The sequence below is a fragment of the Nocardia sp. NPDC003482 genome (assembly GCF_053588115.1).
On sequence record NZ_JBSFPI010000020.1, the window covers coordinates 30,950 to 43,668 of the forward strand.

Here is a 12,719-nt window from a genome sequence, read left to right on the forward strand (position 1 = left end):
CGGGCCGCGGCACGGGTCGAGACGGAGGCGAATCGTCGCGCGGTGCGCGGGGCGTTCGGTTGCGTTCGGTTTGGGCGCGTTCGGCTTTCCCCTGCTCAGACCACTGACATCCTCGTGCGGCCTCGCATTCTGCGGCTCGTCATGAAAATGTCAGTGGCGTCTCGTCACGGAAAATGTCAGTGGACGGCCTGCGGGCAGGGGTTCGTGATCGAATTCAGGGAGGTCGAAAGTTGGTGTCCCGCCGATGTCGGGATCAAGGGAGTCGAAAGCCGTGCCGCGATCACCGCCCACGCCGTACGCGCCCTGGAACGCCTAGAGCGCGGCCGCGCCGATCACATGCGCTGGGCGCGGTGTTCTCCGCGCTCACCGCCGCTCCGGCCCCTTGGCGTACAGAATAGCGAGGCTGTCTATTAAGCTGATGTCCCCGGCGTCGGCGAACTTGCGGTACCAGGTCTTGGCCTGAACCCGATCCCCCTCCTCGTAGAGCAGAACAGCGAGGCTGAGCAGCGCAAAGGTGTCCCCGGCGTCGGCGGCCTTGCGCCACCAGATCTCGGCCTGAACCCGATCCCCCTCCTCTTTGAGCAAAAAACCGAGGCTGGACATCGCGTGCCTGTTCCCGACGTCGGCGGCCTTGCGGTACCAGGTCTCGGCCTGAGCCCGATCCCCATCCTCGTTGAGCAAAATACCGAGGGAGAGCATCGCCTGGCTGTTCCCGGCGTCGGCGGCCTTGCGGTACCAGGTCTCGGCCTGAGCCCGAGCCCCATCCGCTTTGAGCAAAAATCCGAGAGAGAGCATCGCCCGGCTGTTCCCGGCGTCGGCGGCCTTGCGGTACCAGGTCTCCGCCTGAGCCCGAGCCCCATCCTCTTTAAGCAAAAAACCGAGAGAGAGCATCGCCCGGCTGTCCCCGGCGTCGGCGGCCTTGCGCCACAGGGTGGCTGCGATTGGGTGATCGTCCTGCTGGTAGGCGGCCAGGCCGACTGCTGTCAGGGTTTGTGGGTCGCAGTCCTGGGTTGCGTTGTGCCAGTAGGTGTCCGGGATGGGTCGGCGTTGGCGGTGGTCTTGGCCGGCGTCGGCGGCGATGAGGTAGTCGAAGGCGGTGTAGCCGCGGGTGTCGTCGTCGAGGTAGGTGGTGCGCAGCGCCGCGGCGCGTCCCGCGCCTGCGGGGGGTGTGCGCGCGATGAGGGTGGCGTGGCGGATGTTCGTGGAGGTGGTGTCGAGGTGGGGGTGGGTTGTGCGCAGGTGTTGCAGGGTGAGGTCGATGAGGGTGGGCTCGGGGATCGGTTCGGTGCGCCCGATCCGGGCCCAGTCCACCGCGACCGCGATCACCGCGTGCAACGGCGGGTCGGCGGCGCGGGCGTCGTCGTAGCGAGCCAGCAGTTCCGGCGCCCCCGCCAACACCTCCCCCAGCCCGTGCTCACCGCTCGTACCGGCCTGTCCCGGGTACGCGCGGGCGGCCGCGGTGCGTTCGTCGGGGTCCTCGCTGGTGGGAGCCAGATCGATGGTGAGCGCCTGCTCGAGCAGCAGCCGGGTCTCCTGCCGCAGCTCACCCGCCCCGCGCAGCTGCGCGCGCATCTCCGACCGCAGCGTCGCCACCACCACCGTCGGTCCCCGCCGGGCGCGCAGCCGGGCCAGCGTCGCTGGAGTCAGCGGGTCGGCTCGGGTGAGGTAGAGGTGTAGATCATCGAGCCACACCACCAGCGTGTCGTCGCACCCGGTGATGCGGGGATGAGCGGCGAGTTCGCCGACCCCGTCAGGGGTCGGCCAGACCAGCCGCGCCTGCCGGTCGTAGGAGCGGACCGCTTCGAACAGGGTGCGGGTCTTGCCCGCCTTGGACGGGCCCACCATGACCACCAGCCGGTCCCCGGTCAACGCCTGGGCCAGGCGCTCATCCACGCGGCCCGCGGTGCGGGGCACATAGCTGTCGCGGCGTCCGTACTCCCCGGAGCGACCGAACGCCGAACTCGTCGCCCCCAGCAAATACGGATCCAACTCCCCGATCGTGGGCAGATCGTTGAGCCCGAACACCTGCACCAGATCCCGCAACGACCGCGACGAAGTCTCCGACAAGGCGGCACCGACGTGCACCGGTCCGTAGAACCGGCTCCCGGAGGACACGAAACTCGTCCCGCCCCTGTGAATGGCCGGGACGTTCGGCGCGGGGGATCCGGGGGTCAGTCCCGCGCCGTCGAAGGGCCCGGCAACGGCGAACCCGCCCGGATGCCGCGAATCTCGGTGGCCCCCTCGATCCGGGAATCGCGCACCCGCACCCCGTCACCGGTGGATGCCACGTCGGTGATCGTCAACGCCGCCGACACCAGCCCGGCCACATCCACCCCGATCACCGCCTGCGGGGCGTGCTGCTGGACCGCTTCCAGCACCGCGACCGCCGCCGACCCCAACTCCGGATCACCCGCCGCGCCGGCGTCGGCGAGGTCCTCGGCGAGCGAGTCCTGCTTCGACCGCGACTCCGGTTTGCGTTCCACCCCCGACACATCCACGCCGCCGTACCTGCGCGCGATCAGGGCCTTCAACCCCGCGTAGGCGTCCTTGACCGCCTGCGCCGCGGTATCGCCCGCCCCCGCCACCGCGCCAGCCGCGATCGCCGACACCACCACTGCCGTCACTGGATCCACCCCACCATCCTCCCACCCACCGGCACACCCGCCCTAGCTTCCGCGAAGATGACTCGACCCCCTACAGCGCGAGGCCGAACGCGGAGGCCGCCAGACCGCGCGGGGCGGCGGAGAACGTGCGTCTCGTCACGACAAATGTCAGTGAACGGCGTGCGGGCATGGCGGGTTCGTGATCGAATGCAGCCGAGCTGGTGTCGGCGGCGTTGACGATCACCGACGTGGCATCCACCGGTGACGGGGTGCGGGTCAAGGGATTCGAAGGGCCGGGCCATGGTCGAGGAGAGCGCGCGGGCGTTGCGGGGCGCGGCGGCGGCCCGGCTGTCGGTGTTGCACACCGCTGGTGAGCTGACCAGCGAGCAGGTCCGGCTCACCGCGGCGGCGGTGGGGGTTACGGAACGGACGGTGTGGCGGTGGGTGCGCGACCACCCCGCTCCCGGGGCCGGGCGGCGGGAACGCCCGAGGTTCCGTATCGACTCGGATTTACGTGTGCGCCTTGCGTATTGGCGCGGCAATGCCTCGGCGCTGCACCGGGAGCTGGTCGACCGCGCCCGCGCCGGAGGTCCGCCCGCGCCGAGCCCTGGCGACGGTGCATCGAGCGATCCGGCAGGACGTGGGCCCGGGGGATCTCGCCGGATTTCAGGCCGGGGAGCGAGAGCGCCGCAAGTTCGACGTCTACCTGAAACGACCGCCGGCCTACCGCAACGCGGCGTGGGAGGCCGATCACGTCGAAGCGCCGGTGCAGGTGGCGGTGGACGGGATGCTGGTCAAACCGTGGGTGACCTGGTTCCTCGACGCCCGCCACGACGTGATCCTCGGCGCCGCGATCACCCCGCGAACCCCGAACCGGGCCAGCGTGCTGGCCGCGCTGCGCGCCGCGGTGCTGCGGCGGCCGCCCTACGGGCCCGCCGGGGGATTGCCCGAAGTGGTGCGGGTGGATCAGGGCAAGGACTTCCTCTCGGCCGCGGTGGGTGACGCGTTGGGCGCGTTCGCGGTGCGGGTGGTCGACCTGCCCGGCTACACCCCGTTTTTGAAGGGCACGGTGGAGATGGTCAACGGGGCAGCCGAGCGGATGCTGTTCGCGCAGCTGCCCCGCTACACCCACCGCCCCACCCAGATCACCGGCGCCCCCGTCGATCCCGACCAACCGGCCCTGGAGTTCGAGGCGTTCGTCGCCGAGGTGCTGGCGTGGATTCGCTGGTGGAACAGCGAACACCATATCGACGAGCTGGACGGGCTGACCCCGCTGGAATCGTGGCAGGCCGACCCGACCCCGGTGCACGAGGTCGACGAGACCCGGCTGTGGATGTTCACCCTCGAGGACAACCGCCGCACCCGCAAGATCACCACCAAGGGCGTCGGGTTCGGCCGCGGCCGCCACTACGTCGCCGACTGGATGGTCGGGCGGGTGGGCACCGCGGTGCGGATCCGGTACATGCCCCACCACGTCGGCGAGATCGAGGTGTTCGACGCGGCCACCGGCGCGCACCTGGGCCGCGCCGAACTCGCCGACCAGGCCAGCGCCGAGACCCGGCGCGCGATCCGCGCCACCCGCGACCAGCGGGCGCGGCGCCTGCGCGCGGACCTGGCCGCCGCCGAACGCTGCCGCCGCGCCCGCTACGCGCCGGTCACCACCCCGGTCCCGGCGCGGCGCCTGGACGCGGTGACCGCGGCCGAGGCCGCGGCGGAGCTGGCCGCCGACCGCGCGGAGGATCTGGCCCGGTACGCGCGGGTGGACCTGATCCCGCTGGGTCCCGCCGCCGCCGGGCTGGGTGCTGCCGATCGACCTCGACACCCCCGCCGGGCCGGACCGAAAGCGAGACCCGTGACCTCGACCCCGCGCCATCCCGGCCCCGACGTCGACGACGCCCAAGCCGATCACTTCCTGGGACTGCCGGGCGCGCACATCGTCGCGACCGAAGCGCTGATGCTGACCCGCGACAACCTCGCCGACACCATCGACGCACGCGCTCTGATGTGCTGCCACGGAGACGCGGGAGTGGGAAAGACGTTGAGCGTCAACGCTTCTCTGCGTGAACTGGCTCCGGGCACAGTGTGCCGGGTGCAGTTCCGGGCCCGGCCCACCCCGCGCGATATCCGCCACACCCTGTTCGAGGCGCTCGGGGTCGGCGGAACGCCACCGACGCGGCCGATCGAGTTCGACCAGTTGCTGAAAGATGTTCTGGCCGAACGGTTCCGGATGCTGGTGTGCGACGAGGCGCAGTGGATGAGCCGGGAATGCTTCGAGTACTGGCGACACCTGTGGGACGACCGGCGCACCGACATCGCGATCGTGTTCGTCGGCGGCGGCGACTGCTACCGGGTGCTCTCCCGCGAACCCATGCTCAGCTCGAGAGTGTATGTGTGGCAGGAGTTCCGGCGCATGACCCCCGAGCAGGTGCTGCGGGTGATCCCGGCCTTCCATCCGGTGTGGACCGAGGTCGATCCGGAGGTGCTGTCGTTCGCCGACGCGCACGCCGGGCACGGCAACTTCCGCAACTGGGCCAAGATCACCGCCCACGCCGTGCGCGCCCTGGCCCGCCTCGAACGCGACCGGGTCGATCACGACGTGCTGGGTGCGGTGTTCGCCAAGCTCACCGGCCGCACCGGATGAACCTGGTCGTCGTCGACCGCGACTGCCCGGTCACCGTGCTGCTCGACCCCGACGACAACGCCGCGGTCACCCACGCCCTGCTCGCCGCCCACGACCCCGACGCCGGAATCGTCGTCGTCCACCCGACCCCCGGGGTGCAGGCGGCGCGGGGGCTGGGCGCGGATGTCATGGCCGCGCTCGGGCGGCCGCCGGGGCGGCTGGCGGCCGAGCGGATCAGCGGCCCGGACGCGGTCTGGAACGCGGTGTCCGCCTGGACGACGGCCGAGCCGATCACCCACCTGGTCGTGCTGCGCGCGCACCGGCTCATCGACCGCCAACACCGGAAGCTGCTGCAACTGCACTGGCTCACCGGCGTACACCTGGTGCTGGTCTGGCACACCCGCCATGGCGACCCCTCCCGCGACCTCGATCTGACCGGGCTGCCCCACCGCATCGTCCGCGATCCGTCCGCGCTGCTTGCCCAGCTGCACGCTCGGGCCGCGCTCGACGAGCCGCGGGTCGTCGCCGACGAACCGGACCTGCCGCCGGTGCCCTACGCGGAATTCGACCGGTTTCGCGCCGACGCCGCCCGCACCCTGTCGGCGGACCAGTTCGCCCGCCTCGACACCGTCTACGCCTGGACCCAACGCCAGGTGTGCCGGGCGCTGGTGGCCCACGCCCACGCCAGCGCCGATTCGTGCTGGGAACACCCGGTCCTGACCGCGTGGAGCGCGCGGGCCCGCTTCGGCGACGACCGCCCGCACACCGGCCGCCTGCCCCTGCGGACCCAGGCCGCCCGCGTCGGCGAGTACGCCGACTACGACCGCCTCGCCGAACGCGAGGAATTCCCCCGCTGGACCGACCGCCGATGGCTGCGCGAGCTGCTGGTCTCGCTCGTGGCAGACAGCCCCGGCCCGAACTACACCGTGACCCGGCTGCGCGGCGCGCAAGCCGCGTTCGGCCTGCACGGCTGGCGCCTCGACCTGCCCAACCTGCCCTTCGCCGTCGGCCCCGGCCTGACCACCGTGCCGATCACCAGCGCGCTGATCCACCGCATCCGCACCCGCACCACCAGCCCCACCCACGCCGCGGGCCTGGCCCTCACCCTGGCCACCGGCGCCCCGCAGCGCGAACTGCTGGCCCTGCGCGGCGACTCCCTCACCGAGGACGCCACCTTCGTCCGCTCCGGCCAGCACCGCATGTTCGCCGTCCCCCCACCCGCGCGCCCGCTGCTGCTGGCGGCCCGGACCTTCGTGTGGCTCACCCACCCCCACCGCACGGGCCTGCTCAACCACGGCATCGGCGCTCACGGGCACACCGTGCGCGCCACCGCCGACCAGTGCGAACTCCGCCTGCCCGCCCGCCACGCCTGGAAACTCACCTGGGTCGCGAACGCCACCGCCCGCCGCCACTGGCCCCGCCTGCGCCCCGGCCTCGACGCCGAACTGCGCTACGCGCTGCTGCTCGACCCCACCCTCGACGACGCGGCCGGACCCCGACAGCACGGCCAACCCGCCACCCCCTCACCCCCGCGAACCAAACCTCGAGCCCGCGTGGGATAACCGGGAATGCGTTGTGTCAGTCCGGATCCCGCGTCGCGGCGGCCCGCACTTCGCCGTGCACCACCGCGAGGCTGACGCCGACGCCGCGGGCGATCTCGCGCAGCGACTGGCCTTCGGCGCGGCGGGCCAGGATCGCGCGCCGCTTGTCGGCATCGACCACCCGAGGACGGCCGCCCTTGCGGCCCCGGCGCGCCGCGGCGGCGAGGCCGTCGCGGGTCTTGCGCACGATGTCGCGGCGCCGGTCCTCGGCCAGCGCGAGCGCCAGGTCCAGCAGGAAACTGCGCTCGGTGTGCTCCCCGGCGGCGATGCCGTGCAGGATCTTCACCGAAATCCCTTGCTGGAACAGATCATTGAGCACGATCAAGCCCTCGAGCAGGTTGCGGCCCAGCCGGTCGACCTCCTGCACGGTCAACATGTCCTCGGGCCGCATATAAACCAGCGCGGCCCGCAACCCGGGCCGGTCGGCGACGGTCAACGAGCCGCTGATCCTCTCCTCGAACACCCGCACGCAGATCGGATCGAGATCGTCGTGCTGACGCTGGGTCTCCTGCCTGCTCGTGCTCACCCGCACCAGCCCCACCAGCGCCATCCCGATTCTCCCGCGCGTTCGGCAAACGTGTTCGGCAACCACTCGCGAGCGTACCCGTAAACGAACGAGTTTCCGAACACCTCCTCCTGCCCGAACACCGCGCTCACCGGCGGCGACGACCAGCGTTCGGAAAACGGTCGATTTCCGAACGGCGAAGTCAGCAAGGCTAGGTCACGATCACCCGTAGGCTGAGCAGGCATGAACGCAGAGGAACGGTTGATCGCCGCTGGTATCCCCTTTGAAGAAACCGACTTCGGCCGCGAGGATGAGCCCGACGTCAGCGGGTGCATCCTTGTGCGACAGCTCGACCACGGCATGATGATGCAGATCGCCGTCCGACCTGGCCTGGCCGGTCAATCTTGAGACGGCTTCGCCCGGTGGGCCGAGTCCCGCCTACAACGGTTCGCTGAGCACGGTCCCGAACCCGATGGGTGGGAACGAAGAAGCGACGGAGACTGGCAGTTGTGGGGACGCTGGCACCAGATGCCGAAACTGGACTGACGCGCGCCGTCCGAGCTTCTCCCTGCCCCCCGGCCGGTACCACCCCCGACCGCACATGCGAGCACCTCGCACAATTCTGGCGCGGCGGCGCAACAACCCAGCACCAGCGACGAAGCCCAGCTTGGGTCGCTGACATCGAGATGACGAGACCTACTGACATCGGATGACGAATGTGCAGGTCACCTGCTGACGTTCCGATGACGACTCGCAGACTGACATTTCAATGACGAGTCGCAATATTGGGTCCCATCTGCGTCGAACTGCTTCGGGGATACGTCCGTTAATGCGGATTAACGGACGCATAAGACTTGTTTTCCCAGCTGAGGCGCTATAATTGATGCACAATCAGGCCAGCTCAAGGGGCCATGATGGTGCCCGCTGTCGGGGCGGCGTTCTAAGCTCGGAAAACCGGGTCGGACTCCCCCACCCCTTTCCCCGCGCTCCGAGAGGAACGGTGAATCCGCGATGACCTCGCCCTCCGCGCCGCACGTCCTGGCGTCCCCGGATCCGGACCGACCGGCCGAATCGTCACGTGATGATGCCGGGGGCGGGGCGTCCCCGGCCGCGGCGGCCGGACTCCGGGTGGTCCCGGCCGCCCCCGCGGGGACGGCGGCGCGGGCCGACGACGACGCGGTGGCGGAGTTCCTGGCCGTCGCCGACGGGGCGGGCACCACGCACGCCTACCGGGCGGGCTGGCGCGACTTCGTCGGCTGGTGCGAGCAGCACGGCTACGCGCCGCTGCCCGCGAGTTCGCAGACCGTGGCCCGCTACCTCGCCGCCGCCGCCCGGCGCGCCCACCGGCCGCTGTCGACCTCCACACTGGCGGTGTACCGGTCCGCGATCGGGCGCGCCCACCGCGACGCCGACCTGCCCGACCCGACCCGAGACACCCGCGTCACCCGCGTGCTGACGGGCATCCGACGCCGCCGCACCGCCGCAGGGGAGATCCGCGACGCCGCCCCGCCCGCGGAGCTGGACCAGCTGCGGACGATGGTGCGCCTCGCCCACGAGTCGGCCCGCACCTGGCGGGCCCAGGTCGCGGCGCGGCGCGACATCGCCCTGCTGCTGCTGGGCTGGGCCACCGCCGACCGGCGCGGCGAACTGGCCGGGCTGCGCGGAGCGGACCTGCGCCCGGTCCCCCACCACGACGGCGGCCACCGGCTACGGATCCGGCTGCGCGGCAGCAAGACCAGCCCGACCGCGACCGAGGACCAGTACGTCGACCGCGGCGGCCCCGACGCCCTGTACTGCCCGTGGTGCGCGGTGCTGCGCTGGCTGGCCGTCCTCGACGCCCACGACACCGCGGCCGCCGCCGAGCGCGGCCGCCAGCGCCTGGCGGGCACGGCCGAGATCGACGAGGACGCGGTGACCGACGCCGCGTCGATCGCCGTGCAACGGCTGCTGCGCCGCGACGCCGACCGCAACCCCCACACCCACCGCTGCGCCGGGACCTGGCCGCGGCTGGCGCACCCCGAGCTGCCGGTGTTCCGGTCCCTGGCGCGGTCCGACGGCGGGCTCCCCCGCTCCCCCGAGCCGATCGACGGCCGCTCGATCGCCCGGATCGTCGCCGCCCGCGCTCGCAAGGCCGGGTTCGGGCCACTGCGCGGGCACAGCCTGCGCGCCGGCCGTGCCACCGATCTGTTCGACCGCGGTGCCAGCGCCGAGCAGGTGATGGCCGTGACGCGGCACCGGCGGCTCGAGACGGCCCTGCTCTACGACCGGCGCCGGGCCCAGCGCAGCGGCGACGTCCCCCACGGCCTGTGATCGCCCTGCCCGACGGGCTCGGCGGCGAACGACGGCGCGAGTACCGCCAGTTCGCCCGCTGGTGCGCGGCCGCCGACCTGCCCGCCCTGCCCGCCCGCGCCGCGACCGTGCTGGCCTACCTCGCCGCCGATCCCGAGGCCCGGCCCGCGACCCAGCGGGCCCGTGTCACCGCCATCAACGCTGCCCACCGGCTCGCGGGCCTGCCCCTGCCCGGCGAGGCCGAAGCGGTCCGGGCCGCGCTGAACCCGGGCCGCGCCGAACGGCTCGCCCACCATCGTGCCCACCTCGCCGCCCGGCTCCCCCACCTGCCCACCACGGGTTGGCCCGAGGGGCTGACCGGTCGCCGCGACGCGGCCCTGCTGGTACTCGCGGGCACGGGCATGTCGTGGCGGCAGATCGCCCGGCTGCGCCAGCGCGACCTGCACCTCCACGACCACGCCGTCATCATCGGCGACCAACCCCTCGCCGAGCTGCCCGCGACGGGCGACCCCACCACCTGCCCGGTAGCCGTCCTGCGACGCTGGGCACAACTACTGGCCGTGGCGCCCCCTGCCACCGGGCACATCCACCTCGAACGGGCACTCACCGGCGCGGCCGACCCGCCGCCCGCACTGCTGCCCGAGTACGGCGACCTGCCCGTCCTTACCGACTTCGACGACCGCGGCATGCCCACCAGCCTGCCCGGCGAACTCGACCCCCTCTCGGCCGACGCCGTCGCCGCGATCACCGCGCACCACCTCACCGCCCCCCTCCCCGGGCGAACCATGGACGATCTCGATCCGACCTACTACGACCGCGGCATCGCCGCACGGGCCCGCGCCCGCGAGCTCTGCGACGACTTGGACGAATTGTTCGAAAGGCTCGACGAACTGACCGATACGGCGCTTGATCTAAGTCGGATGCTGCTGCGAGATCAAGGGCGCGGTACTCAGGAGGGCAATGGTTGTATAGGGCCTATACAGGTGCCTGGTAGCTAGAAGCCTCTTACGAGAGGTTCGCCGGACTGTATAGGGCCTATACAGTCTGGCGACCGCGATCGGGTCAGCCCAGCATCGCCGAAATGAAACTGCCTCGCTGTATAGGTCCTATACGGCGAGGCAGTTTAGAGATCGAGTCAGGGCGCCGAGGGGTTCTCCAGTCGCGCAGTCAATAGCCGCGCCACCTCGGCGACCAGATCAGGGGGCAGCTTCTCGACCAGCACCTCGACCACCCTCGCTGGCGGGCTCTGCTTCGGAATCTTGACTGCGGCCTGGGTGGTCATACCATCGGCGGGCGCGGACTCGGCGTCCTGGCTGCGCAGTCGTGCGAGGGAGTAGGGGGGACCGAGTTCAATGAGCTTTTGCTGTTCCTCCTCTGAGAGCTTGGCGAGTCGCCATGCCTTGTCCGCGCTCAGTTGTTTGCTCGCCACCAGGGACTGTAGCCCGTCGATGAGTTTCAGTAGCTGCAACCGCTGCCAAACGAGACCGTGGGAAAAGCCGAGCTCGTCCGCGAGGGTGCGGTAACTGGTCCCGGGCTCCTCTTCAAGGATGTCCTGGATCTCCATCGCCTCCAGCACGGGGTTGAGGCCCTTGCGGTGATGGTTCTCAATCAGGCCGGTTTTCTTTACTTGGATCGCGTCGCCCACCCGGTCGTTTCGGACGAAGGAGAGCGTTTCGATGCCCTTCGCCTTCGCGATCGCAAAGCGCCGGTTTCCGATGACGATTACCCACCACACGTCAGGCCCGAACTTCTCACGGTCGTTCGGATGATGCTTCACCCAAACATCGATAGGGCACACAGTGAGCGGTTGGAGCACCCCGAATTCCTTCAGGGTCACCCCGAAGGCCGCGAGCTCCTCGTCCTTCTCCGGGTCGTATTCAGCGGGCAACCTGGGGTTTGCGGGACGGGGGGCGAAGCGATAGACCGGCGCTTCGCCGGTCTTGCCGTCTGCGACGGCCGCTGGGGAACCCGCTGGCGCGCTACTTCTGTCGGCGCGGTTAGGGCGAGGTGCGGCAGCCGAGACAACCTTCGGGGGTGGGGGAGGGGCACCTGTGCGCTGAATGGGCGCCGCCGCTGGGCCGGGCACTTCGCGTGCCCCGCGGCGGCTCGCCTCCTTCTTCTGCTTCAGAATGTTCATCCCGTCAGACAACGCGTTCACCCACTTCCGTCGCGACGGACAACATCGCCGTCATCCAATCGACCTTCGATTTGGCCAACTTCTTTGCGCTCGTGGCCGCAGTCTTCGCGGCTCGCTCCTTCAGCGATTTTTCGTAGGGGATCGGGGTGAGCACTGGCAGCTCGTATGTCTGAACAATTCGCTCAAGGAGCCTCATGTGGCGGTCGGTAGGCATCCTGACCTCGTTGAGCAGCACGGCAATCTCATGGCCACGCATCTTCTCGGCAAACCCTTCGAGGGCTTCGATAGTCTCGTTCTCGAACTTCATGACGCACACCACAAGATGGGAGGCAGCGATGACGCCATATGCGGCAGAGCCGGTGCCGGGGTGAGTGTCGAAGATGAGGCATCGACCGGACTCCTGTGCCCACTTGACTACCGTGTCCGTGATGTGCTGCTGCGGTGGCTGCCCGGCCTCGAAGTCTTCGCCACAGGGAATGAAGTCCGGGCGGCCGTACCGCGCACCGGACAGGGGGCGGGGCATCCGGCCGGTGGTAAGACCCGTCAGCATGGGAGAAGCGAGCCGCTCCTCGTCTCGCCAGTTCAGCGCCCGGGATCCATTGCCCTTGTTCCAGTCCGTGTCGCAGTAGACGGCGTCGAGGCAGTATGCCGTTTCGATGGCGTTCCGGGTTTTGCCAACGCCACCCTTATCGCCGGTGAAGGTGATGACGCGGCCCGCCAAGTGCTCGCGCCCCCATTCCCTTAAGGAGCGGATCGAGCCGAGAACGTCGATCGACTGATCGGTGTCCGCCTCCTCGCCGGAATAGTCATAGTCGTCCGAGTCGACGGCAGGTTCCTCGGCTGTTTCGTAAGACGAAGGTGAAGACAACAGAATCCTCCAGATACATCAGAGGTGAGTGTGATGTAGTGAGATTGTGGCCTAGTGTGGCACAGCGCTACGCAAAGTCAGGTATCCCCGCTGAGC

The 12,719-nt window shown here is 70.3% G+C and carries 10 protein-coding genes and 2 pseudogenes; 6 read left to right on the top strand and 6 right to left on the bottom strand.

Going from position 1 to position 12,719, the window contains the following annotated elements:
- Nucleotides 1–363: 363 nt before the first annotated feature.
- The 3 genes from ACWDSJ_RS27840 to ACWDSJ_RS27850 all read right to left on the bottom strand — a co-directional run bounded on the left by ACWDSJ_RS27840 (nucleotide 364) and on the right by ACWDSJ_RS27850 (nucleotide 2,862).
- Nucleotides 364–2,115: a tetratricopeptide repeat protein gene (locus ACWDSJ_RS27840; protein ID WP_450035353.1), complete on the bottom strand. Its 1,752-nt coding sequence runs from the start codon at nucleotides 2,113–2,115 to the stop codon at nucleotides 364–366.
- 56 nt (nucleotides 2,116–2,171) lie between these two features.
- The gene (locus tag ACWDSJ_RS27845; protein ID WP_450035354.1) at nucleotides 2,172–2,633 is read right to left on the bottom strand and encodes a hypothetical protein; all 462 of its coding nucleotides are present in this window, start codon (nucleotides 2,631–2,633) and stop codon (nucleotides 2,172–2,174) included.
- A gap of 61 nt (nucleotides 2,634–2,694) precedes the next feature.
- The gene (locus ACWDSJ_RS27850) at nucleotides 2,695–2,862 is read right to left on the bottom strand and encodes a hypothetical protein (protein ID WP_450035356.1); all 168 of its coding nucleotides are present in this window, start codon (nucleotides 2,860–2,862) and stop codon (nucleotides 2,695–2,697) included.
- 41 nt (nucleotides 2,863–2,903) lie between these two features.
- On the opposite strand from ACWDSJ_RS27850, the pseudogene ACWDSJ_RS27855 reads away from it, so the two are divergent.
- From ACWDSJ_RS27855 to ACWDSJ_RS27865, 3 genes and pseudogenes are all read left to right on the top strand, one after another.
- Nucleotides 2,904–4,459 (top strand): annotated as a pseudogene (locus tag ACWDSJ_RS27855) (Mu transposase C-terminal domain-containing protein).
- 149 nt (nucleotides 4,460–4,608) lie between these two features.
- A pseudogene (locus tag ACWDSJ_RS27860) lies at nucleotides 4,609–5,244 on the top strand (AAA family ATPase); the annotation flags it as partial.
- Nucleotides 5,241–6,785: a hypothetical protein gene (locus ACWDSJ_RS27865; protein WP_450035357.1), complete on the top strand. Its 1,545-nt coding sequence runs from the start codon at nucleotides 5,241–5,243 to the stop codon at nucleotides 6,783–6,785. The pseudogene ACWDSJ_RS27860 and the gene ACWDSJ_RS27865, both read left to right, overlap by 4 nt.
- A 16-nt stretch (nucleotides 6,786–6,801) precedes the next feature.
- Here ACWDSJ_RS27865 and ACWDSJ_RS27870 read toward each other — a convergent pair whose 3' ends face one another.
- Nucleotides 6,802–7,374 (bottom strand): recombinase family protein, encoded by a 573-nt coding sequence (locus ACWDSJ_RS27870; protein WP_450035358.1) that lies wholly within the window; start codon nucleotides 7,372–7,374, stop codon nucleotides 6,802–6,804.
- Nucleotides 7,375–7,572: 198 nt separating this feature from the next.
- Between ACWDSJ_RS27870 and ACWDSJ_RS27875 the strand changes: the two genes are divergently transcribed.
- The 3 genes from ACWDSJ_RS27875 to ACWDSJ_RS27885 all read left to right on the top strand — a co-directional run bounded on the left by ACWDSJ_RS27875 (nucleotide 7,573) and on the right by ACWDSJ_RS27885 (nucleotide 10,616).
- Complete coding sequence (locus ACWDSJ_RS27875; RefSeq protein ID WP_450035359.1) at nucleotides 7,573–7,737, top strand: hypothetical protein; 165 nt, start codon at nucleotides 7,573–7,575, stop codon at nucleotides 7,735–7,737.
- A gap of 603 nt (nucleotides 7,738–8,340) precedes the next feature.
- Entirely contained in the window at nucleotides 8,341–9,639 is a 1,299-nt protein-coding gene (locus ACWDSJ_RS27880; RefSeq protein ID WP_450035361.1) for a hypothetical protein, read from the top strand.
- A complete protein-coding gene (locus ACWDSJ_RS27885) occupies nucleotides 9,636–10,616 on the top strand; it encodes a hypothetical protein (protein WP_450035363.1) in 981 nt (326 codons plus the stop codon). Before ACWDSJ_RS27880 ends, ACWDSJ_RS27885 begins: the two co-directional genes overlap by 4 nt.
- Before the next feature lie 137 nt (nucleotides 10,617–10,753).
- Here ACWDSJ_RS27885 and ACWDSJ_RS27890 read toward each other — a convergent pair whose 3' ends face one another.
- Together ACWDSJ_RS27890 and ACWDSJ_RS27895 are read right to left on the bottom strand one after the other, a co-directional pair.
- On the bottom strand, nucleotides 10,754–11,755 hold the full coding sequence (locus ACWDSJ_RS27890) for a ParB/RepB/Spo0J family partition protein (protein ID WP_450035364.1): 1,002 nt from the start codon (nucleotides 11,753–11,755) through the stop codon (nucleotides 10,754–10,756).
- Between the two features lie 4 nt (nucleotides 11,756–11,759).
- Nucleotides 11,760–12,623 carry a nucleotide-binding protein gene (locus tag ACWDSJ_RS27895; RefSeq protein ID WP_450035365.1) on the bottom strand — a complete coding sequence of 288 codons (864 nt, stop codon included), beginning with the start codon at nucleotides 12,621–12,623 and terminating at the stop codon, nucleotides 11,760–11,762.
- Nucleotides 12,624–12,719 lie beyond the last annotated feature (96 nt).